22 protein-coding genes are annotated in these 21,087 nt (G+C 41.2%); 18 read left to right on the top strand and 4 right to left on the bottom strand.

From position 1 onward, the window contains the following. Nucleotides 1-41 precede the first annotated feature (41 nt). Nucleotides 42-998 carry an aromatic acid exporter family protein gene (locus tag AA0Y26_RS13715; RefSeq protein WP_413362564.1) on the top strand — a complete coding sequence of 319 codons (957 nt, stop codon included), beginning with the start codon at nucleotides 42-44 and terminating at the stop codon, nucleotides 996-998. 25 nt (nucleotides 999-1,023) lie between these two features. Here the strand turns inward: AA0Y26_RS13715 and prli42 are convergent, their stop codons facing one another. Then, nucleotides 1,024-1,119 (bottom strand): stressosome-associated protein Prli42, encoded by a 96-nt coding sequence (prli42, locus tag AA0Y26_RS13710; RefSeq protein WP_413362562.1) that lies wholly within the window; start codon nucleotides 1,117-1,119, stop codon nucleotides 1,024-1,026. A 110-nt stretch (nucleotides 1,120-1,229) separates the two neighbouring features. Here prli42 and mce point away from each other — a divergent pair, with 110 nt between their 5' ends. The 5 genes from mce (at nucleotide 1,230) to AA0Y26_RS13685 (ending at nucleotide 6,134) form a co-directional block, all read left to right on the top strand. Further along, nucleotides 1,230-1,643 carry a methylmalonyl-CoA epimerase gene (mce, locus tag AA0Y26_RS13705; RefSeq protein WP_413362560.1) on the top strand — a complete coding sequence of 138 codons (414 nt, stop codon included), beginning with the start codon at nucleotides 1,230-1,232 and terminating at the stop codon, nucleotides 1,641-1,643. Nucleotides 1,644-1,645: 2 nt separating this feature from the next. After that, the gene (locus AA0Y26_RS13700; protein ID WP_413362558.1) at nucleotides 1,646-3,205 is read left to right on the top strand and encodes an acyl-CoA carboxylase subunit beta; all 1,560 of its coding nucleotides are present in this window, start codon (nucleotides 1,646-1,648) and stop codon (nucleotides 3,203-3,205) included. A gap of 288 nt (nucleotides 3,206-3,493) precedes the next feature. Beyond that, nucleotides 3,494-4,486, top strand: a complete 993-nt coding sequence (locus tag AA0Y26_RS13695; protein WP_413362556.1) for a hypothetical protein — start codon at nucleotides 3,494-3,496, stop codon at nucleotides 4,484-4,486. Nucleotides 4,487-4,520: 34 nt separating this feature from the next. After that, nucleotides 4,521-5,633 (top strand): M20/M25/M40 family metallo-hydrolase, encoded by a 1,113-nt coding sequence (locus tag AA0Y26_RS13690; protein ID WP_413362554.1) that lies wholly within the window; start codon nucleotides 4,521-4,523, stop codon nucleotides 5,631-5,633. A 15-nt stretch (nucleotides 5,634-5,648) separates the two neighbouring features. Then, on the top strand, nucleotides 5,649-6,134 hold the full coding sequence (locus tag AA0Y26_RS13685) for a chemotaxis protein CheW (RefSeq protein ID WP_413362552.1): 486 nt from the start codon (nucleotides 5,649-5,651) through the stop codon (nucleotides 6,132-6,134). A 179-nt stretch (nucleotides 6,135-6,313) separates the two neighbouring features. Here the strand turns inward: AA0Y26_RS13685 and AA0Y26_RS13680 are convergent, their stop codons facing one another. Then, nucleotides 6,314-6,463 carry a hypothetical protein gene (locus AA0Y26_RS13680; RefSeq protein ID WP_413362550.1) on the bottom strand — a complete coding sequence of 50 codons (150 nt, stop codon included), beginning with the start codon at nucleotides 6,461-6,463 and terminating at the stop codon, nucleotides 6,314-6,316. Between the two features lie 144 nt (nucleotides 6,464-6,607). Here AA0Y26_RS13680 and AA0Y26_RS13675 point away from each other — a divergent pair, with 144 nt between their 5' ends. After that, the gene (locus AA0Y26_RS13675) at nucleotides 6,608-7,267 is read left to right on the top strand and encodes a reverse transcriptase-like protein (protein ID WP_413362548.1); all 660 of its coding nucleotides are present in this window, start codon (nucleotides 6,608-6,610) and stop codon (nucleotides 7,265-7,267) included. Nucleotides 7,268-7,442: 175 nt separating this feature from the next. Here AA0Y26_RS13675 and AA0Y26_RS13670 read toward each other — a convergent pair whose 3' ends face one another. Continuing rightward, a complete protein-coding gene (locus AA0Y26_RS13670; protein ID WP_413362546.1) occupies nucleotides 7,443-7,856 on the bottom strand; it encodes a hypothetical protein in 414 nt (137 codons plus the stop codon). 105 nt (nucleotides 7,857-7,961) lie between these two features. Here AA0Y26_RS13670 and AA0Y26_RS13665 point away from each other — a divergent pair, with 105 nt between their 5' ends. The 4 genes from AA0Y26_RS13665 (at nucleotide 7,962) to AA0Y26_RS13650 (ending at nucleotide 11,315) form a co-directional block, all read left to right on the top strand. Continuing rightward, the gene (locus tag AA0Y26_RS13665) at nucleotides 7,962-8,882 is read left to right on the top strand and encodes a carbohydrate kinase family protein (protein ID WP_413362544.1); all 921 of its coding nucleotides are present in this window, start codon (nucleotides 7,962-7,964) and stop codon (nucleotides 8,880-8,882) included. Between the two features lie 13 nt (nucleotides 8,883-8,895). Beyond that, entirely contained in the window at nucleotides 8,896-9,261 is a 366-nt protein-coding gene (locus tag AA0Y26_RS13660) for a DUF423 domain-containing protein (RefSeq protein ID WP_413362542.1), read from the top strand. A gap of 256 nt (nucleotides 9,262-9,517) precedes the next feature. Next, nucleotides 9,518-10,855, top strand: coding sequence for a dihydrolipoyl dehydrogenase (gene lpdA, locus AA0Y26_RS13655; RefSeq protein WP_413362540.1), 1,338 nt, complete (start codon nucleotides 9,518-9,520; stop codon nucleotides 10,853-10,855). Nucleotides 10,856-10,979: 124 nt separating this feature from the next. Then, nucleotides 10,980-11,315 (top strand): hypothetical protein, encoded by a 336-nt coding sequence (locus AA0Y26_RS13650; RefSeq protein WP_413362538.1) that lies wholly within the window; start codon nucleotides 10,980-10,982, stop codon nucleotides 11,313-11,315. A gap of 32 nt (nucleotides 11,316-11,347) precedes the next feature. Here the strand turns inward: AA0Y26_RS13650 and AA0Y26_RS13645 are convergent, their stop codons facing one another. Next, nucleotides 11,348-11,869, bottom strand: a complete 522-nt coding sequence (locus AA0Y26_RS13645) for a YdcF family protein (protein WP_413362536.1) — start codon at nucleotides 11,867-11,869, stop codon at nucleotides 11,348-11,350. Nucleotides 11,870-12,027: 158 nt separating this feature from the next. Between AA0Y26_RS13645 and AA0Y26_RS13640 the strand changes: the two genes are divergently transcribed. From AA0Y26_RS13640 to AA0Y26_RS13610, 7 genes are all read left to right on the top strand, one after another. Next, nucleotides 12,028-13,080: a glycosyltransferase gene (locus tag AA0Y26_RS13640; RefSeq protein WP_413362534.1), complete on the top strand. Its 1,053-nt coding sequence runs from the start codon at nucleotides 12,028-12,030 to the stop codon at nucleotides 13,078-13,080. Between the two features lie 758 nt (nucleotides 13,081-13,838). Further along, nucleotides 13,839-14,180, top strand: a complete 342-nt coding sequence (locus tag AA0Y26_RS13635; protein WP_413362532.1) for a hypothetical protein — start codon at nucleotides 13,839-13,841, stop codon at nucleotides 14,178-14,180. Nucleotides 14,181-14,321: 141 nt separating this feature from the next. Then, nucleotides 14,322-17,108, top strand: coding sequence for an ATP-dependent DNA helicase DinG (gene dinG, locus AA0Y26_RS13630; protein WP_413362530.1), 2,787 nt, complete (start codon nucleotides 14,322-14,324; stop codon nucleotides 17,106-17,108). A 75-nt stretch (nucleotides 17,109-17,183) separates the two neighbouring features. Further along, nucleotides 17,184-17,666: a DUF5590 domain-containing protein gene (locus AA0Y26_RS13625; RefSeq protein WP_413362528.1), complete on the top strand. Its 483-nt coding sequence runs from the start codon at nucleotides 17,184-17,186 to the stop codon at nucleotides 17,664-17,666. A 14-nt stretch (nucleotides 17,667-17,680) separates the two neighbouring features. Next, a complete protein-coding gene (locus AA0Y26_RS13620; RefSeq protein WP_413368209.1) occupies nucleotides 17,681-18,874 on the top strand; it encodes a pyridoxal phosphate-dependent aminotransferase in 1,194 nt (397 codons plus the stop codon). A 29-nt stretch (nucleotides 18,875-18,903) separates the two neighbouring features. After that, a complete protein-coding gene (gene asnS / locus AA0Y26_RS13615) occupies nucleotides 18,904-20,199 on the top strand; it encodes an asparagine--tRNA ligase (protein WP_413362526.1) in 1,296 nt (431 codons plus the stop codon). 173 nt (nucleotides 20,200-20,372) lie between these two features. Next, nucleotides 20,373-21,083 (top strand): DnaD domain protein, encoded by a 711-nt coding sequence (locus AA0Y26_RS13610; RefSeq protein WP_413362524.1) that lies wholly within the window; start codon nucleotides 20,373-20,375, stop codon nucleotides 21,081-21,083. Nucleotides 21,084-21,087: the final 4 nt, after the last annotated feature.

Raw genomic sequence — 21,087 nt, 5'->3', positions numbered from 1 at the left:
TAACTGCAGGGCTCCCATCAATAGCATAAGGAGAGCGGTCGATGAAAAAGTTTTCAATCGGCTATCGCACATTAAAAACGGCACTTGGTGCTTCTATTGCGATAGCAATCGCCCAGTACTTTGATCTGCAATTCTTCAGTGCAGCAGGGATACTGACGATTCTCTGTGTCCAGCCTACTAAGAAGAAATCTGTTCATGCGGTTTATACCCGTGTTGTAGCAAGCTTTGTAGGGATTATTCTTGCATATCTATTTTTCGAAATATTCGGATATCAACCAGTAGTGCTTGGCTTGATGCTTCTATTATTTATACCGACCCTTGTTTCCTTTAAAGTCTCAGCTGGATTTGTCTCAAGTGCTGTTATTATCATGCATATTTATTCTGTAGCAGATTTTACGCTAGAGCTTCTCTATAATGAGCTTGCACTAATGGCGATTGGCTATTCAGTGGGGCTGCTAGTTAATATGTATATGCCGGATATTCAACCAGAGCTGAACTATTATCGTCAAAAAATAGAGGCGCTTTACAAAAAAATATTTTCTGAAATTGCGAAATATTTAAAGGAAGGCGACACACTTTGGGACGGGAAGGAACTGGTTGAGGCAGTTGAAGTATTAAATAAGGCAAAGGCACTGGCATTCCATGATGTTGAAAATCATCTCACACGAAAGGCTAACCTTTTTTATCTTTATTTCGATATGAGAGAGAAACAGTTAGAGATTATCGAGAGGGTGCTGCCGAAAATTACTGCCCTGCCTGTTATAGTACAACAGGCAGAATTAATATCTGTTTTTATGGAAGATTTAAGCGAAAACATACATTCTGGAAATACAGCAAGTCATTATAGAGAAAAGTTAGAAGAGGTAAAAGTAGAGTTTGCTAAGATGCCGTTGCCTGATGACCATCACACATTTTTAGCAATGGCCGCCTTGTATCAGTTTATTGAGGAAATGGATGCTTATCTAGCGATCAAGCAATCTTTCAAGGGGATGAAATAAAAAGATGGATGCGGCTGCATCCATCTTAACCAATCATTGCCACACCCATAGCAATCGTTGAAATTAGCATAATGATTACCATTGTGTATACAACGATCTTTTGAAATTTCTTATTGCTCATTAAACTCGCTCCTTCTTTTATCTTTAAATAGTGTATCAAATTTCTAAAAATTCTCAAGTAGTATCGTTAAGTCTAAGTGGCTGATGCCGCTTTTAAGGGGAGTTTTCATAATGGAAAAAGTAGACCACATTGGAATCGCAGTAAAAAATCTTGATGAACGTATTACATATTACACGGAGACGCTCGGACTTAAGCTTTTAAAAGTCGAGGAAGTGGAGTCTCAGCAGGTAAAAGTGGCATTCATCGATGCAGGCAACGTGAAAATTGAGCTTTTGGAACCGATGAGTGAAAAAAGTGCTATTTATGGATTTTTAGAGAAGCGTGGGGAAGGAATCCATCATGTTGCTTTTGGCGTAACAAATATCCGTGAACGTATGGCTGAGCTGAAAGAAAAGGGAGTCCGTCTTCTTTCCGAGGAGCCTGGTCCAGGAGCTGGCGGCGCTGAGGTGGCGTTCTTGCATCCGAAAGATTCTTTCGGCGTGCTATACGAATTATGTGATAAAAGTGGAAAAGGGGAACAATAATAATGACGATTACTCTAGATATGTTTGATAAAATTAATGAATTGTATGACCGTAAAGGCATTATTGAATTAGGCGGCGGGGACACACGTATTGAAAAGCAGCACGAAAAAGGCAAAATGACTGCACGCGAGCGTATTGATATGTTACTAGATGAAGGTTCCTTTGTGGAAATCAACCCATTTATTACTCACCGTACGGTTGACTTCGGTATGGACAAATTAGAAGGACCAGGTGATGGCGTAGTTACGGGCTTTGGTAAAATCAATGGACGCAATGTGTATTTATTTGCACAGGATTTCACAGTGTTCGGGGGAGCACTTGGAGAAATGCATGCGAAAAAAATCGCTACAGTTATGGATTTAGCAGCGAAAAACGGTACGCCATTCATCGGAATTAATGACTCGGGCGGTGCGCGTATTCAAGAGGGTGTACTTTCATTGGATGGGTATGGTCACATTTTCTACCGTAACTCAATCTACTCTGGTGTCATTCCGCAAATTTCTGTTATTATGGGGCCTTGTGCGGGTGGAGCTGTATACTCGCCGGCAATCACTGATTTTATTTTAATGGTGGACAAAACATCACAAATGTTTATCACGGGTCCAAAAGTTATTGAAACGGTAACTGGTGAGAAAATTTCATCTGAAGGTCTTGGCGGATCAAAGGTTCATAATTCGGTTTCTGGTAATGCACACTTCCGCGCAGCAAACGAAGAGGAAGCGATTAAACAAATTCAAGACCTGCTTTCTTACTTGCCGCAAAACAATAAGGAGAAAGCACCGAAAGCAGAATATACTGGCGGAGATGAATATCGCTCAGAGCTTGTGGATGTGGTGCCAATCGATCAGACGAAATCTTACGATGTTCGCAAAGTAGTTGAGCTTGTAGTAGATGAAGGCTCATTCATGGAAGTACAAAAAGAATTTGCGAAAAATATTGTAGTGGGTTTTGCTCGCATTGCGGGTGAATCAGTTGGGCTTGTGTGTAACCAGCCTAAATTCCTTGCAGGTGGTTTAGATATTGATTCATCTGATAAGCTGGCTCGCTTTGTCCGCACATGTGATGCGTTTAATGTACCAGTTATTACATTTGAAGACGTATCAGGCTTCTTCCCAGGTGTTAAACAAGAACACGGCGGTATTATTCGACACGGTGCGAAAATCCTTTATGCTTACTCAGAAGCAACAGTGCCAAAAATTACTGTTATTCTACGTAAAGCATATGGAGGAGCATACGTAGCATTGAACTCGAAATCGATCGGTGCAGACTTAGTCTTTGCTTGGCCAAATGCAGAAATCGCAGTGATGGGAGCTGCCGGGGCAGCAAACATCATCCACGCAGGTGAAATTGCAAAATCGGCCGACCCTGAAGCAACACGTGCACAAAAAATTGAAGAATATAAAGAGAAGTTTGCAAACCCTTATGTTGCAGCGTCACGCGGTATGGTAGACGATGTAATCGATCCGCGCGAAACACGTATTAAGCTGATTCAGGCATTGGATATGCTTTCTACGAAGCAAGAGGATCGTCCATATAAAAAACATGGCAATATCCCTCTATAAGGTAAGCAGTCTGTTAAATCGCTCTCTGAATGAGGGCGATTTTTAATTTCTATGAACGGAATATAAACATGCTATACGATTAAGTGCTTCTGCGACATTTTTTACATAGTAACAGTGGGAGGGGGTGTCGCAAGAAAAGCGAAAGGGTCGTCCCGCAAAGCGTTTAAAACAATAAGTTACCTGAGTATTCTTTGGTGAAAAGAAAACAGAAAGTAAGAATTGCGCTATTGCTTTCTTCTTTTCCTTTATCAGGAATAACCAGTACAATGGTAAAAAGGAGGAAAAGAAATGGAGCTAACAGAGATGCAGCACAAGCTTCAGGATGATAAAAGACAACTGAAGAAACTTGAAAAGCTGAAAAAGCAAAAAGAAATAATAGATACTCAGATTAGTCATGTTGAAAATGATATTGAAAACTATGAGCAAAGCTTAAGAGAAGCACGAAAGAGGTTAAATAAATTAGAAAACTTTTCTTTCGTCAATTTATTCCGCACATGGACTGGAAAGCAGGATAAGCTGCTGGAAGAAGGATACGACCGTATTGCAGAAAAGGAACTTAGGTTAATTGAATCCCAGCTTATTCAAAAAGATTTAACTGATGAGATAAGTGATCTAGTTGATAAAATAAAAGCCATCAATGAAGCAGATATAGTAGAACAAATAAAAAGCATGGAAAACAAAATTCAGATTTACTATATGGCCAACGATCCGCAAATGGCAGATAGATTAAATGATCTTGTAGAGCAGGAATTGTTAGTGCAGCAGCTGATCATTGAAATTACGGAAGCCATTGAAGCGGGAAGGGAAGCGCAGAAAAAGTTAATAGAAGCAAACGAGGCATTAAATACGGCGAGCAGCTACTCCGCATGGGACACCTTTCTCGGGGGAGGAGTTATTGCCACAGCATTAAAGCACCAGGAGCTGGATAAATCAAACAGCTATATACATAGTGCCCAGCGAGCACTGCAGCGTTTTCAAAATGAACTCCTTGATGTTCAGGAAATGAGACATGACACACTTCAAATTGAAACAGATGGATTTGTAAAGTTCGCTGATTACTTTTTTGATGATATTTTCTCTGCATGGTCCATTCATTCGAAAATTGCTACATCAACGAATCAGATTAGACGTGTTTTAGATGATGTGGCCAACACTTTGAATGAGCTGAAAAAGAAGTTGGAGCAGGCAGTAGAGAAGCAGGATGAATTAGCTGCTGAAAAGTCACAATTAATTTCAAATAGAGGGAAAGATTGTTTTAACAAGGAGACAGGAGTAAAATAGTTCCGTATCAGATAAACGAAAAGGAGAGTAACATATGACTACTCGATTAGTGGAAGAATTTTTAGAGCTTGTGCAAATTGACTCGGAAACAAAACATGAGGAAATCATTGCACCGATTCTTGTGAAAAAATTAGAGGATATGGGCTTTGAAGTTGTGCAGGATGATGCTCATCTGCGAAATGGCCATGGAGCAGGGAATATCATTGCTACATTAAAAGGTTCCCTTGCTGTAGAGCCAATTTACTTTACAGTCCATATGGACACTGTTGTGCCGGGTAAAGGCATTAAGCCGGAAATTCGTGAAGACGGCTATATCTATTCAGATGGCACAACGATTTTAGGTGCAGATGATAAGGCGGGTATGGCCGCATTATTTGAAATGGCACGCCGATTGAAGGAACAAAATATTGAACATGGTACAATCCAGTTCATCATTACAGCCGGAGAAGAGAGTGGTCTGGCAGGTGCAAAAGAGCTAGATCCTTCTATGATTATTGCAAAATACGGTTTTGCTGTAGATAGTAATGGAGAAGTGGGGGGCATTGTAACGGCTGCTCCATTCCAGGCGCGTATCGAAGCAAAAATTATCGGGAAAACAGCTCATGCAGGCGTAGCGCCTGAAAAAGGGATTTCGGCCATTACACTCGCAGCAAAAGCCATCAGCAAGATGAAGCTAGGACGTTTAGATGAAGAAACAACTGCTAATATTGGACGCTTTGAAGGCGGCCAGGCAACTAATATCGTCTGTGATGAAGTAAATATTTTAGCAGAGGCACGTTCCATTGACGAGAGCAAGTTGAATGCGCAGACGAAGCATATGAAAGAAACATTCGAAACGGTTGCACAAGAACTTGGCGGCCGAGCTGAGGTGGATGTAAAATTAATGTATCCGGGATTCCGGGCCGCTGAATCGGATAAAGTTGTCCAAGTAGCGATGAAAGCAGCACGTGCGGTTGACCGAGAGCCTGTTTTAGGTATTTCAGGCGGAGGAAGCGATGCGAATGTCATTGCAGGTTTTGGCATTCCAACAGTCAATCTTGCGGTTGGTTATGAAGAGATTCATACGACAAATGAGCGTATGCCAATTAAAGAGCTGGAGAAGCTTGCTGATTATTTAGTAGAAATCGTAAAATTTGCAGCGGAATAAGAGAGGGGAATTGCAGTGGGATTTGAAAAATCAGTTGTATTTGCTTGCGGGCAGGAAGAATATGCCGTCCCCGTTGAGCAGGTTGTATCTATTGAAAAGTTAGAACATATCACCCCGATTCCACATTTACCGAACTACCTGTTAGGGTTTACAAGAGCACGCGGGGAACTTATTCCGGTTATTGACTTCCAGCGCATTCTGTACAACCGCTCAAGTACTGGCGAGCAGGTACGCATCATTATTTTGAATACGGATGTTGTCAACTATGGGCTTGTCGTTTCAGATGCTCGTGAGATTCTAGATTTTGAGCCTCAAGTTCTAAAACAAGTAGGTCTTGTCAATTATGCAAAAACGGCCTATTTCACGGCAGTAGCTAATCTAGAAAGCCGAATGATTACATGTGTAGACCCAAAAGTGCTCGTCAATTCCTTGGAAGGTATAAGAGAGATCATCGCGTATCTTCATGAAATGCTTGCGGAGGAAAAAGGGCTTAATGCTTAGACTCTCGAATGTGAGGCTGAATCTTAAACGGCTAGTCTAACTAGTCCATCCAACGTACAATTAACAGTATTAAAAAGCGTATAGTAGGAGAAAAAACAAAACCGGGACAGCTCATCAATAAAAAGGCTGCCCCGGTTTTATTATGCGATTCTAAAAGAAAGAAGATGTAAAGGAGCAAGTTAATTTTCTGCTTCAATCAATATCCAGTCAATATGCTTGATTAACGCGTTAATAATCGCCTCATTTAAGTCATCGAATTGCCCAGCAGAAGGAGTCGGTATGTGAAATGTACGAGGAAGCGCTGTTTCCTCAGCGATCAGTGCATGCATTTTAGATATCATATTACCGCTAACAATTCTTTTATAGACATTTAGGGAGAACAGTAATAATAAACGCTGTCATCAGTTATCCTTCACGTATGAAGGATGGCTTTTTTGTTATAATAAAGGAAATATACGGGAGGTGTGCATTTTATGAAATTAACGCTTGAATGGACGTACAAAGCACCGAATGGAGCAATTGCGACATTTCGCTCTGAGGCAATGCCTCCAGCCCAGGCATTGATGCTTGCCGAAGATATTGAGAAGACAGGCCGTGTCCAGTTATTAGAAATCATTGATGAGTATGATAGTACCTGGATGATTAAGGAACTGAAAAAGTATTTAAAAGAAATGGAAACAGAGCCGCATAACATAACCGTTTATTTTGATGGAGGATTTGATATCCAGACAAAAGCGTCAGGACTTGGGGTAGCTGTTTATTATGAAAAGAATGGGAAATCGCACCGTCTGCGTCGTAATGCTTATGTATCAGGGCTGGATTCCAATAATGAAGCAGAATATGCAGCACTCCATCTTGCCCTTGTCGAATTAGATCTTATGGATGTACATCATCAGACTATTCGGGTAATTGGGGATTCCCAGGTAGTTATTAATCAGCTGAACGGAGAGTGGCCGGCATATGAAAAAAACTTGTCCGGATGGGCGGATAAAATTGAAGATAAATTACGTGCGCTTGGACTAAAGGCTGAATATCAACTTGTACCGAGAAAGGAAAACAATGAAGCAGACCGTCTGGCTACCCAGGCCCTACAGGGAACTGAGATATCAGGGGCTGTAGAAATTCAGTCTTAGAAAGAGGCGTTAACTCAATCTGTCAAAAGGAAGACAAGGACGGAGAAAAACCGCTATGACAGGAGGTCGCATAGTGGTTTTTCTTAATTGATGAAAAAATGGAACGTTAGCTGTGTAGTTTACTGTAAAAACGATTTTGATAAAGCAATAAATAGTCCTTTATTATTCATAACAGTTATTTTTGAGTTGCAGAAATATGGGCGACCCGTAACAAAATCCGCTCTCTAATGATATTAGTAACGGTTAGAAGTTTATTCTTACATTTAGTATGTATGGTGTTGTTCGAGGTAAAGGTAAATTGCGTCATATTTTTTTGACAAACTGGTACTGTATTTTGAGAGTTTTTTAAAAAAACTGTTTGTTTTGATGCGTTGACATACTGTTTTTCCCGTTCTAATAGTTCTGGATTGTTAGAAGCGGGGATTTCTATATTATCCACGCTGTATATTTCGTACTCTCCATTTACACCATACATGCTGCTAAGGCCGCTCTCATTCTCTACAGGCGCCTCCACTGCTCCTGCGGCGGCAGGAAATAACAGGCTTCCAAGTATGAAAGAAGTTATAAGGATTATTATTCCGTTTTTCATAGACACACTCCTTTTTTATTGCCTATTCCCGCAGGCTAAAAAAACAAACCTAACGTTCTATTCAATTTTTTTGTGAAAGGGTAAGATGATAATAGAGGTGATAAAGTGAAGAAAATATTATGTGTAGGAGAACTTCTGGTCGATTTCTTTTGTACAGAGACGAATATCAATCTAGCAGAAGGGAGTCATTTTATAAAGCAGGCTGGGGGAGCGCCGGCAAATGTATGCGCTGCGATTGCCAAACTAGGAGGGCAGGCAGCATTTTGCGGGAAAGTTGGGGAAGATGCATTCGGTGATTTTTTGGAACAGGAGTTAACAAAAGCAGGCGTTAATACGTCGCTGCTGGTGAGAGGGGAAACGCCTACGACTCTTGCGTTTGTATCTCGTACAGCAGCAGGAGAACGGGATTTCATGTTCAATCGAGGTGCTGATGAAACGCTCGTCATGAATGAAGTGAAAATTGAACAGCAGGATATAGGAGTTGCCCATTTTGGATCCGCTACTGCACTGCTTTCTAGTCCTTTCTACGATACGTATATGAATATTATGAAGATGCTGAGAAAACAAGGAGTGTTTATCTCCTTCGATCCAAATTATAGATACGATCTTTGGAAAGGAAAGGAGGAGGAATATGACAAACGAGTACGTACGTGTATCGACATGGCTGACTTTGTTAAAATGAGCGAGGAGGAGTTTGCTCGCTTCGGCCGCAGGGTGCCTCAGGGTAAATGGTTTGCGGTGACGAAAGGAGATCAAGGGACATGGATTTCTAATGGGGTAGAGGAAGCCGTGATTAAAAGCATCGATATAGATCCGATAGACACGACGGGGGCAGGAGATGCATTTGTAGGTGCTATGTTAAAATGTATTTCTGATTATCCGACACTAAAAGATATTGATTTCCATAAATTTAAGCAGTTAACGAGGTTCAGTAATATTGTAGGAGCTCTTGTTTGTACAGAAATCGGAGCAATGACCGCTCTTCCTTCTATGAAGGATGTGCTATCATATATGGAGCATGAGTAAAAGGAGTGTTTTTATGAAACTAGCCATTATTTTAGGCGCTTCAATGGCTTTTGTAGCAGTTGCCTTTGGAGCATTTGGTGCGCACGCACTGAAAGATAAGTTTAAGGAGCAGAAGTATGCTGATAATTGGGAGACAGCGTGCCGCTATTTAATGTACCATGCGTTAGGTCTAATTTTAGTTGGTCTTCTTATACATATCGTAGGTCAATCAGGACTATTGTCTGCAGCTACATGGTGCATGTTCCTAGGATCATTGATCTTTTCCGGAAGCTTATATATATTGTCCTTAACTGGAATCCGTAAGCTAGGAGCCATTACACCAATTGGGGGACTCCTGCAGCTTGCAGCTTGGTTATGTATTATTATAGGTGTGTTATAAAGCAAGAACGGCTTCCCTATGGGGAGCCGTTTTTTGTAGAAAGGTCCATTTTGCTTGCCAAAGAATGTAAGCACATAATGACACAATTGATTTAGTATGTAATACGTTCTGTTCATGTATAAAGTAACTAACGGAATATTGAATATTGGACAATGTCGATTATATAAACAGATTATGACAGAAAAAGGTAAATAACTGGGATTGTCGTTGGCATTTAGAGGCAGCAAATGGTATCGTAAAAACGAGGTGATCTTAAATGACTATGTATGATTTAGCTGTTATCGGTGCTGGGCCAGGTGGTTATATTGCTGCTATCCATGCAGCAAAAAGCGGCATGCGGGTAGTGCTTGTAGAAAGAAATAAAGTGGGCGGCGCCTGTTATAATGTGGGCTGCATTCCTTCGAAAATTATGCTTGAGCATAGTAAATTGGTGCAGGAAATCCGCCGGGGAACGGATTGGGGCATTACGGTACCTACAATTAATATCGATTTTCCCAAGTTAATGAGACGCAAGGATGCAGTGATTGAGGAACTACTGCGAAATATTGAGGGCTTTGTTGAAAACGCGCAAATTGACCTTATTTATGGAGAAGCAAAAGTTTCTGAGGATCGAATCATATCGGTAGGTGAGGAATCATTCAAGGCAAACAAAGTCATTCTGGCAACAGGCAGTCATCCTTTCGTCCCGCCATTCAAAGGAATTGAAACGGCTGATTATTATACCACAGATACTTTTTTCGATATTAAGGAACTGCCAAAGCAGCTGACGATAATCGGCGGTGGAGTTATTGCTATTGAGATGGCCTTTGCTCTAGCACCAATGGGAACAAAGGTTACTGTATTGAACCATAGCAATGAAATTTTGCAGACAGAAGAGCCCGATGCCCGGCCTATCATTATGGAGAATATGAAGAAACTTGGAATCGAGCTGATTACGGATTTTAAATTCGAAGAGATACGTGGCCGTGAGATCCATACTTCACGCGGTATTTTTACCTATGAAAATCTATTATTTGCTACGGGACGCAGGCCGAATATAGAAATTGCAAAGGAACTGAACCTGGCAATGGATGGGCGTTTGATTTCTGTGAACAATCATTATGAAACAAGCATTCCAGATATTTTTGCCATAGGGGATCTAGTTGGAGGGTTCCAGCTGGCACACTCTGCGAGCGCAGAAGGAATTCATGCTGTCGATTATATTTTAGGGAAATATCCTCGGGTCATTAATCAACAAGAAATTCCAAGGTGTGTATATACTCATCCGGAAATTGCTACATTCGGCATGCTGGAGCACGAAGCACCGGCAGACGCCATTGTGACAAAGATGTATTTGCCGACAAACCCGAAAGCATTATTGGAGGGGAATACGCAAGGATTTATGAAGTTTGTCGCAAGTCCGGAAGGGGATATCTATGGTGCCTGCGTTGTAGGAGACGGTGCCACTGAGATGATCAATGCCATGCTGGCTGCTAAAGTTACGGGAGGTTCTGTCAAGGATCTAGCGCGTATGATTTTCCCGCACCCAACAGTAAGCGAGCATATCGGTGATGCGGCGAGTGCTGTATTTGGTAAGGCAATTCATAAAAAGTAAATAATGATAAATTATAAAAGAGAAGGGGGGAGCCTGCAGTAAATGGAGGGCGTCCCTTTTTAAACACGAAATTCGCTCACTAGTCCGATATTTGCTATAATTGGGGACTATAGGAGGGGGTAGAATGGAAACAAATCTAGCAGCACTGGAAAAAGAAATAGAAGATTCTCTATTTCGACTGATGGAATTAGAAGTAGAAGAAAGCATAGTAGAGATGGGGCAGTTATTTGCAAAGTTGCTTGCCTCTGTTCAAAGCGCGGGTCTCATCAATTTTGCATTGGATGTGCTGGTAGAGCCGGATGAATGTCTCCCGGAAACACGGATGCTGCTGGAGAGCCTTTTGGACGTAAAGAAAAGATTCCAAAGGCGCCGTAAATTACTCACACATCGTGATATATTGAAAATCTGGCTGCGGAAGAATGATAGGTTTAAATCTGAATTTTTGCCAACTATGTTTTAAGGGCTGTTTGAACTAGCGTTCAGACAGCCCTTTTAATATCCAATAATCCAGTATTTTACGAGGGCAGCTACTTCCCTGATCTGCCAATAGAAACGGTCTGAAAAAGGCGTTTTGGCACTTACTACATCTACATTGTATCCAAGAGATGAAGCCATGGCTTGTGCGCGATATACATGGAAGTCACTTGAAATAATCGTAAAAGAAGAGTGATCCTCTGGTAGTAATTCAACGGAAAATAATATGTTTTCATATGTATTGGCGGCTTGATCTTCTACAATGATATTTTTTTCTTCAATGCCGTTTTCCAACAAATAGGTTTTCATCACATCTGCTTCCCCGGCACCACTCACAATATACGTAACATCATCATCTTCATAAGCGATTGCGGCATCTAAACGACTTTTCAGCAAAACGGATGGAGTACCATCTTCATTTACTTTCGTTCCCAAAATCAAAATATATGGGTCGTCATACCCGTCGTTTGGCAGCCAGCTGGCTAGTATTAACGGTAGACTTAATAGTAAAAGCAGGTAACAAGCTAATTGAATGCGCATAATATTCCTCTATATTTAATAAACTAACTACTAGTGTACCATCACGCTATTTTGATGAAAATAAGGAAATAGATACATATCAATAAGTTGTCACAAATTGAATATGTTTTAAAGAGGTTGGGTAATAGGATAGTACAGTATTGAAGGATGGTGACAAAATGAATGAAATCGGAATCATAATGCCGGCATATCAACCAGATGAAAAAGCCATTCGAGTAATTGAAGAACTTGTACAAGTACACACGGGTCCGATTATAGTGGTGGATGACGGCAGCGATGCAAGCTATGTCTTCAATAAGCTAGATACTTTTCGGCAAGTAACGATATTGCGCCACGCGGTTAATCAAGGAAAAGGGCGAGCGCTGAAAACGGCTTTTCATTATATTTACAATGAGCATCCGGAGTTACGAGGAGTTGTTACAATTGATGCGGATGGGCAGCATCTTACAAAGGACATTATGAACATTATTCACTCACTAAATGAATCTGATGATGCTCTTATTTTAGGGTCTCGAGATTTTTCGTATAAAAATGTTCCTCTTCGCTCGCGATTTGGTAACCAATGCACGAAAATTATTTATCGTATCATGACGCGCACTCGCTTAAGCGACACACAAACAGGCCTTCGAGGAATTCCAACAAAATATTTGCCGCAGCTTTTGTCAATTGAGGGCGAACGCTTTGAGTACGAGATGAACGTGCTGGCGAAATTAAAAGACTTGAAAATCCCAATTGCGGAAGTCCCGATTGATACAGTCTATTTGGAGGGGAATAAGTCATCACATTTTCGCCCATTGCATGATTCCTTCCAGGTATATAAGATATTTTTTCTATACGCCATGACAAGTGGTGCCTCTTTTTTAATCGATTTGGTATTATTCATGTTATTTGCTAAAGTATTTAAGATTGTAGCACCTATGTCGTTTCTGATTATCGCTACTATTCTGGCGAGACTTTTATCATCTCTCTTTAATTATTATATAAATCGCCATACTGTCTTTAAAAGCGGGTCCAGGAAATCCCTTTACAGATACTATTTATTGGCTGCTTTCATTATGATCACTTCTGCTGGTTCGGTTCAGCTGCTATATAGTGAATGGCTTCAGAACGGGGAGATCATCTTAAAGATACTTGTTGATACGACCTTGTTTCTATTAGCTTTTGTAGTACAGAGGAAATGGGTGTTTAAAAAAGAAAAACAGATTTCATAATGAAAACCTCCCCGGAAACAAGATTTTCGGGGATTTTTTATATTTGTCAGTTGTTTCGCAATATAGGGCTATTAAACCGCTGGTGCATTGTCAGGTGATAAATTTTATGTTAAGATAGTATTTAGGTGCCAAACAACCTATGTAAAGCATTGGCTTTACAACAAAAGCATCCACTAACAGCACGGACTTGCTGGGAAGCTTTTGCTATAGAGCAGGGAAGATGAGCCCCTGCTCGAACTATATATAATCAAGCGTTACCCTTTGGGGTAACGCTTTTTTGTATTGTAGGAACGCAGAGGATTTTAGCACACAGTTTGCTCCGAGTTAATACTCTTGATTTATGTTATTGCAAAAACATAAGCAATTTAGCATATCTTTAGAGAGAAGAAAGTATAAAAAAAATAAAGGTCGTTAATTTAAAAAGATCGAACCATCATAAACTTCACTCTATATGTAGGGAGGGGTGAAAGATATCAATGCTCAATTTTTGATGTAAATCGTTTAATCACCTAGTAAATACAGCACGACTTATGATAGAAAGCATAAATTGTCCAGTAATAGTGCCTTTTACTAGACAATATAGCTCGAATACTGAAGGGATTGACCATATTTCTTAAACAACATGAATAGTTTTTACACGGCTTTCTTGTAAATTAATCAATTCCTTGTCATTGTACAGGCAGAATTAAAGAAAATCATTTGAAACAAACGTAAGGGGTATGCGTACTAATACATAATAAGTAACTGGGGGGATGAAGATGGGCGGCAAATATACAACGGGGAAACTGAATAGGTTCATTAAACGATTCCTCTTTCAGCCGGATAAAGAGTTTTCAGCTAAAATAGACGGCCGATATTATTTGCAGCAGGAACTGACCTTTTATTATGAACAATTAGAAAAAGAGACGATCACAAAGCAGGATATACGAGAGCTTTGTAAAAGTGTGGAACGCTGCATCGAGCAAGAGGCAGTCAGTTGTGAAAGTGAAATAACTGATTATTTCCGTAATAGGATTTTTGCACAGGAGCGGAACTATGGGGTGTTAAAAGAAAAGCTGCTGTTGGTTAAGTCCCAATGGCTACATGAATATTTAAAATAGTGATGACAGGGAATAGGTGCAGAGAAGTCGGAAGTCGACTTTAACTGCACTTTTCGCTTTTAATTAGATGTATAGCATGACCGGAGAAAGCGTTCTATGATAAAATGCGCATATAATTATGAGAACTGTGAGTTGAGAGCAATGATGGAAAGTCAAAAATACGCAATTGTCGATTTAGAAACAACGGGTCATAACCCCGCCAATGGAGACAGAATGATTCAGATCGCGATTGTGATAATGAAGGATTGGTGTATTGAGAAGACTTTTACATCATTCATTCACCCGGGGCGCCCGATTCCGCTTTTTATTCAGGATCTGACGAATATTACAGACGAAGATGTACAAGATGCCCTTCCGTTTGAAGCACATGCTGATAGAATATATGAATTACTCGATGGAGCAGTTTTTGTCGCCCACAATGCAGACTTTGACCTCCCCTTTCTGCAGGCTGAATTCAAGCGGGCAGGTTTATCACAGTGGCACGGGAAAACGATTGATACGGTGGAGCTCGCAAAAATCGTTTTTCCGACAGCTTTAAGCTATAAATTAGGAGATTTGGCAAGCGAGCTCGGTATTCCTTTAGAAAAAGCACATAGAGCTGATGATGATGCAAAAGCTACTGCTATGCTTCTAAAAGCATGTTGGCAGGAGCTATTAAAATTGCCGCTTACTACTTTACAGCAGATGCATAAGCGCTCATTCAGACTGAAGTCAAACCTTGCACAATTATTTTTCGATGCTTTGCAGCTGAAACGTAGTAAGGTTGAACATTATGAACACCATATTTTTTATCATAAATTAGCGATAAGAAAACCTTCCAGGACGCTAGAAGCAGGATCAGAAACACTTCCTTATCCTGCCGCCCGGGTAGAAAAGATGGAAAGATTACAAGAAAAAGTACCAAACTTCGAAGAACGGCCTCAGCAATTCCAGATGATGGACCATGTATGGGATAGCCTGAATGGTCAAACAGAAGTTGTTATTGAAGCATCGACAGGAATTGGAAAGACGCTCGCTTATCTTCTTCCTATCTATCATTATGTACGTAAGTCTAATCGCAAGGTAGGGATCAGTACGTATACGTCCCATTTGATGGATCAGCTTATACAGGAAGAGATTCCACGCCTGGAGCGGGTTACAGGTGACAAGATCCGCGTCGCGCTTTTAAAAGGCATGAGTCATTATGTCGATGTAGCGCGCTTTTCACAGCTCTCTATGATGCATGATGACTCCTATGACGAAACATTGGTTATCTTGCAGGTACTCGTATGGCTTTCAAAAACAGAGACAGGGGATCTGGATGAACTCAATGTATCAGGCGGCGGACAGTTGTTTTTAGAAAAAATCCGAAAAACTGAAAATTCCCGTATGATTCAGAGAGAATTTGATTTTTATGAGCGGGCGGTTGCAAAAGCAGAGCAGTCAGATATTATTTTAACGAACCATGCGATGATGCTGGCTGACCTTGTACGCCAAACGCCGTTATTTCAAGAGATTGGGGGATGGGTAATTGATGAAGCGCATCAATTCATCCAGGCAGCCATCGCCCATGATGAAAAATTATTTTCTTTTAAAAGCTGGAAATATATTTTTGGACAAATAGGATTGTATACGGATGATGCCCAATTTACTAAGCTGCAGCGTGCGGCGGTTAAGTCACACCGTGTCCCATTACAAGTAATGCAGCGATTAGAAAAGAACTTTATGCAAATGATGACTAAATTTGATCAAGTAATGCAACACTTTATGCAGTTGCTTACGCAGAAGCTGCACTCAATCAACAAGCGAGAGATGAAAATATCGTTCTTTTTAGACGAGCTCGCAATTGACCGAACACAGTTCGAGCAATTTTCATCGGCTGTACAACGTTGGATTGACATGGCAGAGGAAGTGGCAACACAATTTGAAAGCAGTGTGGATGATTTGGCGCCGGAGCATGTCTATCTTCTGGATGAGTGGCGTTTTTGGGTACGTGAATACAAACTTGCCATAGCCCAGTGGGACGATGTGTTCCTGCGTTCAAATGACCACTACTCAACATGGGTAGAAGTCGATAAACGCAGTATGCCAAGCTCCATTCAGTTAATGAAAAAACCGATTCAGGTAACTTCCATCATTGAGCGGCTATTTAGCCATTACCGAAACAAAGTAGGGATAGTTTGGACTTCCGGGACAATGACGGTACCTCACAATATTTATTTCATTACGGATCAATTAGGTATTTCAAGAGACGTGAAGCTAGAAGTGCTGCAGGCGCCGCCTTCCTATTTCAATGGAGCGAAGGCCTTTGTTGTAACCGATATGCCGGATATTCAGTCTGTCAGTCAATCAGACTATATCGAAGCGGTTGCTCATGCCGTTACGCAAACAGTAAGGACAACAGAAGGAAGATGCTTTGTGCTTTTCACTTCGCAGCAGATGCTTCGGGAAACAGTAGAGCTCATCCAGGAGAGCGGGTTGCTTGAAGATTACATGTTGTTTGCCCAGGGAGTGACAGCAGGCAGCCGAATGCGTTTATTAAAAGCTTTTCAGAAGTTTAATCAATCCGTTCTATTTGGTACAAACAGCTTCTGGGAAGGAGTCGATGTGCCAGGAGACGGACTGGCGTCTGTTATTGTTGTGCGCCTGCCATTTTCCTCACCCGACGAGCCAACATTTAGAGCGAGAGCAGGCTATTTACAAGCAAAAGGGCAGAATTCATTTGCAGAATTATCCCTTCCTGAAGCCATTTTACGTTTCAAACAAGGGTTTGGTCGTTTAATCCGGTCGTCACAAGATAAAGGTGTTTTCATTGTACTTGACCGCAGAATCGAAACTAAATCGTATGGGCTTGAGTTTATTCGTGCATTACCGCCGATTTCTGTACAAAAACTATCTCTGGCTACTATGGTATTGGAACTTGAAGATTGGTATAATAATGAACGATGAGGAAGGAAAGCAGGTAAGCAAGATGAAGCGAATTGATAAACATTATTCGGCAGCAGCACAGAAGAAGGTGGAAGGATGAAGAACTGGATCATTTTCGGTGTCATTTTTACCTTATCGTTGGTACTTGTCATTACCTCTTTCGTACTCTGGAAAGCCGATGCGCCATTTAACGAAAAGGAACAGCAGGCTGAAGACTTGGCCATCACCTCCAAGTCTCTGGCAGTTGTTTCAGACAGTTATGTCTACAATGGCAATAAGCCGTACGTTACGGTATTCGGGGTAGACGAATACGGTAAGGAGAAAGCAATTTTTGTTCCAATCAGCCTTGAAGAGAATCTGATTCAGGAAGTCTATTTGCAGGACGGCGTTACAAAAGAGCAAGCGTTATCAGTGGTAAATGATGAGACGAATGTAAAAGAAATACTTCATGCAAAATTAGGCTATGAGGAAGCGGGCGCTGTATGGGAGATCACTTATCTGAACGACGCTGACAAGCTAAATTATGTGTATATTTTGTTTGAAGACGGACAATGGTGGAAACGCATATCGAATTTATAGAGGAGACGATTTCATTGAAAGAACTATTAGCTAATCGAGTAAAAACTTTAACACCATCTTCAACATTGGCGATTACCGCAAAAGCCAAGGAGCTAAAAGAGCAAGGCATCGACGTAATTGGTTTAGGAGCGGGCGAGCCGGACTTCAATACACCTCAAAATATTTTAGATGCAGCAGTAGAGTCGATGAACAAGGGATTAACGAAATATACACCTGCTGGAGGACTACCGGTATTAAAGCAGGCAATCATCGGCAAACTTGCACGTGACAACCACCTTACATACAAAGCAAATGAAATCATGGTAGGCGTTGGGGCAAAACATGTTTTATATACACTATTTCAAGTAATCCTCAACGAGGGCGATGAAGTCATCATTCCAATTCCTTATTGGGTTTCATATCCGGAACAGGTGAAAATGGCTGGCGGTGTACCGGTATATGTAGAAGGAACAGCAGAGCAGGGCTATAAAATTACTGCGCAGCAATTGGCAGATGCTGTGTCGGAAAAAACAAAAGCGGTTATCATCAATTCTCCGTCTAACCCATCAGGCATGATCTATTCTCGTGACGAGTTGGAAGCATTGGCAAAAGTAGCAGAGGAGAAAGATATTTTAATCATTTCAGATGAAATTTACGAAAAACTTGTTTACAATGGTGTGGAACATTTTTCTATCGCTCAAATTTCAGAGCAATTGAAAGCTCGTACAATTGTTGTAAATGGGGTAGCTAAATCGCACTCTATGACAGGCTGGCGCATCGGGTATGCGGCGGGAAATGCCGATATCATTAACGCAATGACAGACTTGGCGTCACATTCCACTTCCAATGCTACAACAACAGCCCAATATGCTACTGTGGAAGCATATAACGGCTCACAGGCAGCAGTGGAAGAAATGCGTCAAGCATTCGAATCACGTCTTGAAAAAATTTATCCCCAGCTTTCTGTGATTCCCGGCTTCAAAGTATTAAAGCCTCAAGGGGCATTTTACTTATTACCGGACGTATCAGAAGCAGCAGCTAAAACGGGTTATGAATCCGTGGATGCATTTGCAAAAGCATTGCTTGAAGAAGCGAATGTAGCAGTTATTCCGGGGTCAGGATTTGGAGCAGATGCTACGATTCGCCTGTCTTATGCAACATCATTAGAATTACTAGAGGAAGCAGTTCGCCGTATTGATTCATTTGTTAAATCAAAATGGCAGGATTAATCGCTGCTCTCTAATTTTGGAGGACTATTATGAAGAAGATTATGATCAAAGACATGCCGGCATCTATCGGTGAAACAGTCAAAATAGGTGCTTGGCTGGCAAACAAACGCTCAAGCGGTAAAATTGCATTCTTGCAGCTGCGAGACGGTTCTGGATTTGTTCAGGGCGTAGTCGTAAAGGAAGAAGTAGGAGAAGAGCTGTTTGCTGTAGCAAAAGGCATGACACAAGAAACATCTATGTATATTACAGGGGAAGTTAAGGCAGACGAGCGCTCTACATTCGGCTGTGAATTAAATGTTACGGGTATTGAAATTATCCATGCAGCAGAAGATTTCCCAATTACACCGAAAGAGCATGGCACAGAGTTCCTGATGGACAACCGTCATTTATGGCTGCGTTCTCGTAAGCAGCATGCTATCATGAAAGTTCGTAATGAAATTATCCGTGCAACGTACGAATTCTTTAATGAGAATGGTTTTACAAAAATGGACCCGCCAATCTTGACAGGTTCTTCTCCGGAAGGGACTTCGGAGCTGTTCCATACAAAATATTTTGATGAGGATGCATACCTTTCTCAATCTGGACAGCTTTATATGGAAGCTGCAGCGATGGCATTAGGAAAAGTTTTCTCATTCGGTCCGACATTCCGTGCAGAAAAATCAAAAACACGTCGTCACCTAATTGAGTTTTGGATGATTGAACCTGAGATGGCCTTTGTCGAGTTTGAAGAGAACTTAGAAGTACAAGAGCAATATGTGACGCATATTGTCCAGTCAGTATTAAAAAATTGTAAACTTGATTTAGAACGCCTTGGCCGTGATACGTCCAAGCTTGAGAACATCAAGGCACCGTTCCCGCGTATTTCATATGATGATGCAATTAAGTTCTTACATGAGCAAGGATTTGATGACATCCAGTGGGGCGATGACTTCGGAGCACCTCACGAGACAGCCATTGCGAATGCTTACGATAAGCCTGTATTTATCACTTGCTATCCAGTGGGGATTAAGCCATTTTATATGCAGCCACACCCAGATCGCGACGATGTAGTACTTTGTGCAGACTTGATTGCACCGGAAGGCTATGGAGAAATCATAGGTGGTTCAGAACGTATTCATGATTATGATTTATTAAAATCACGTTTAGAAGAACATAATCTTTCCATGGATGCTTATGCTTGGTATCTAGAGCTGAGAAAACAAGGTTCAGTACCGCATTCAGGTTTCGGATTAGGTCTTGAGCGTACGGTTGCATGGATCTCAGGTACTGAACATATCCGTGAGACAATTCCATTCCCTCGTTTGTTGAACCGTCTATATCCTTAAAAAGTCGATTCTGTTGGCAAATACGCCTGAGCGTATTTGAAACGGCGCATGAAATATATATTGGCCAACTTAGTATCAATATGGCTTACATAGGTCATTTGATAAAAATTGGAGAGCGTCCGAACAAGTCTTTCGGGCGCTCTCTATTCTCTTAAAGAAAGGAGTCACCATATATGACAAAAGACTACAACCGACTCCGTTCGTGGATACAGCAACGGCACGTAACTGTGCCGCATTTATTTTTTCAGCTATATAAAGAGCTGAACATTTCGGATGATGAAGCTCTAATCATTATGCATCTATTAAGCTATTTTGAGGAAGGAATAGAATTTCCCACACCTCAGGATCTAGCGACGCGTACAAATTTCCAACCAAATGATATCTCACTGAAAATGCAGCGTCTCATGCAAAAAGGCTATTTAGAAATCACGCAGGGAATTGATGCGAGTGATAAAATTTTTGAGAAATACTCTTTATTTCCGCTATGGGAATGTGTTCTACAATTGCTGGATAAAAAAGAGCAGATGCACGTTGACTTGACAGCTAAAAATGAAGAAGGCGAGATTTATTCATTATTTGAACAGGAATTTGGCCGGTTATTATCGCCGATGGAGCTAGAGACGATTGGTATGTGGCTGGACAAGGATGGGCACACTCCATCTATCATTAAAGCTGCATTGAAGGAGGCCGTCGTAGCAGGAAAAGTATCACTTCGCTATATTGACCGGATCCTGTTTGAGTGGAAGAAAAAAAATATTACGTCGACCCAGCAAATCGAAAAACATGCGGAGCAATTCCGCTCACGTTCAATTCAACCGGTTCAGTCCCAGCCGGCAGCAGCATCCAATGAAATGTTCTATAACTGGCTGGATGAGCGTGAATAGGAGG

This window comes from Lysinibacillus canaveralius (assembly GCF_047301505.1).
In the GTDB taxonomy this organism is placed as follows: domain Bacteria; phylum Bacillota; class Bacilli; order Bacillales_A; family Planococcaceae; genus Lysinibacillus_B.
Note: the sequence above shows the minus strand (reverse complement) of the source record. Positions and strands in the feature narration are given on the sequence as shown.

Excerpts from the sequence above, each read along its gene's own strand:
- AA0Y26_RS13640 (WP_413362534.1), top strand. The coding sequence starts at position 12,028 with ATGAATGAAATCGGAATCATAATGCCGGCATATCAACCAGATGAAAAA.
- AA0Y26_RS13675 (WP_413362548.1), top strand. The coding sequence starts at position 6,608 with ATGAAATTAACGCTTGAATGGACGTACAAAGCACCGAATGGAGCAATT.
- AA0Y26_RS13695 (WP_413362556.1), top strand. The coding sequence starts at position 3,494 with ATGGAGCTAACAGAGATGCAGCACAAGCTTCAGGATGATAAAAGACAA.
- AA0Y26_RS13610 (WP_413362524.1), top strand. The coding sequence starts at position 20,373 with ATGACAAAAGACTACAACCGACTCCGTTCGTGGATACAGCAACGGCAC.
- AA0Y26_RS13645 (WP_413362536.1), bottom strand. The coding sequence starts at position 11,869 with ATGCGCATTCAATTAGCTTGTTACCTGCTTTTACTATTAAGTCTACCG.
- AA0Y26_RS13635 (WP_413362532.1), top strand. The coding sequence starts at position 13,839 with ATGGGCGGCAAATATACAACGGGGAAACTGAATAGGTTCATTAAACGA.
- asnS (WP_413362526.1), top strand. The coding sequence starts at position 18,904 with ATGAAGAAGATTATGATCAAAGACATGCCGGCATCTATCGGTGAAACA.
- prli42 (WP_413362562.1), bottom strand. The coding sequence starts at position 1,119 with ATGAGCAATAAGAAATTTCAAAAGATCGTTGTATACACAATGGTAATC.
- AA0Y26_RS13715 (WP_413362564.1), top strand. The coding sequence starts at position 42 with ATGAAAAAGTTTTCAATCGGCTATCGCACATTAAAAACGGCACTTGGT.
- AA0Y26_RS13625 (WP_413362528.1), top strand. The coding sequence starts at position 17,184 with ATGAAGAACTGGATCATTTTCGGTGTCATTTTTACCTTATCGTTGGTA.
- AA0Y26_RS13680 (WP_413362550.1), bottom strand. The coding sequence starts at position 6,463 with ATGCATGCACTGATCGCTGAGGAAACAGCGCTTCCTCGTACATTTCAC.
- AA0Y26_RS13700 (WP_413362558.1), top strand. The coding sequence starts at position 1,646 with ATGACGATTACTCTAGATATGTTTGATAAAATTAATGAATTGTATGAC.
- AA0Y26_RS13670 (WP_413362546.1), bottom strand. The coding sequence starts at position 7,856 with ATGAAAAACGGAATAATAATCCTTATAACTTCTTTCATACTTGGAAGC.
- mce (WP_413362560.1), top strand. The coding sequence starts at position 1,230 with ATGGAAAAAGTAGACCACATTGGAATCGCAGTAAAAAATCTTGATGAA.
- AA0Y26_RS13660 (WP_413362542.1), top strand. The coding sequence starts at position 8,896 with ATGAAACTAGCCATTATTTTAGGCGCTTCAATGGCTTTTGTAGCAGTT.
- dinG (WP_413362530.1), top strand. The coding sequence starts at position 14,322 with ATGATGGAAAGTCAAAAATACGCAATTGTCGATTTAGAAACAACGGGT.
- AA0Y26_RS13690 (WP_413362554.1), top strand. The coding sequence starts at position 4,521 with ATGACTACTCGATTAGTGGAAGAATTTTTAGAGCTTGTGCAAATTGAC.
- lpdA (WP_413362540.1), top strand. The coding sequence starts at position 9,518 with ATGACTATGTATGATTTAGCTGTTATCGGTGCTGGGCCAGGTGGTTAT.
- AA0Y26_RS13650 (WP_413362538.1), top strand. The coding sequence starts at position 10,980 with ATGGAAACAAATCTAGCAGCACTGGAAAAAGAAATAGAAGATTCTCTA.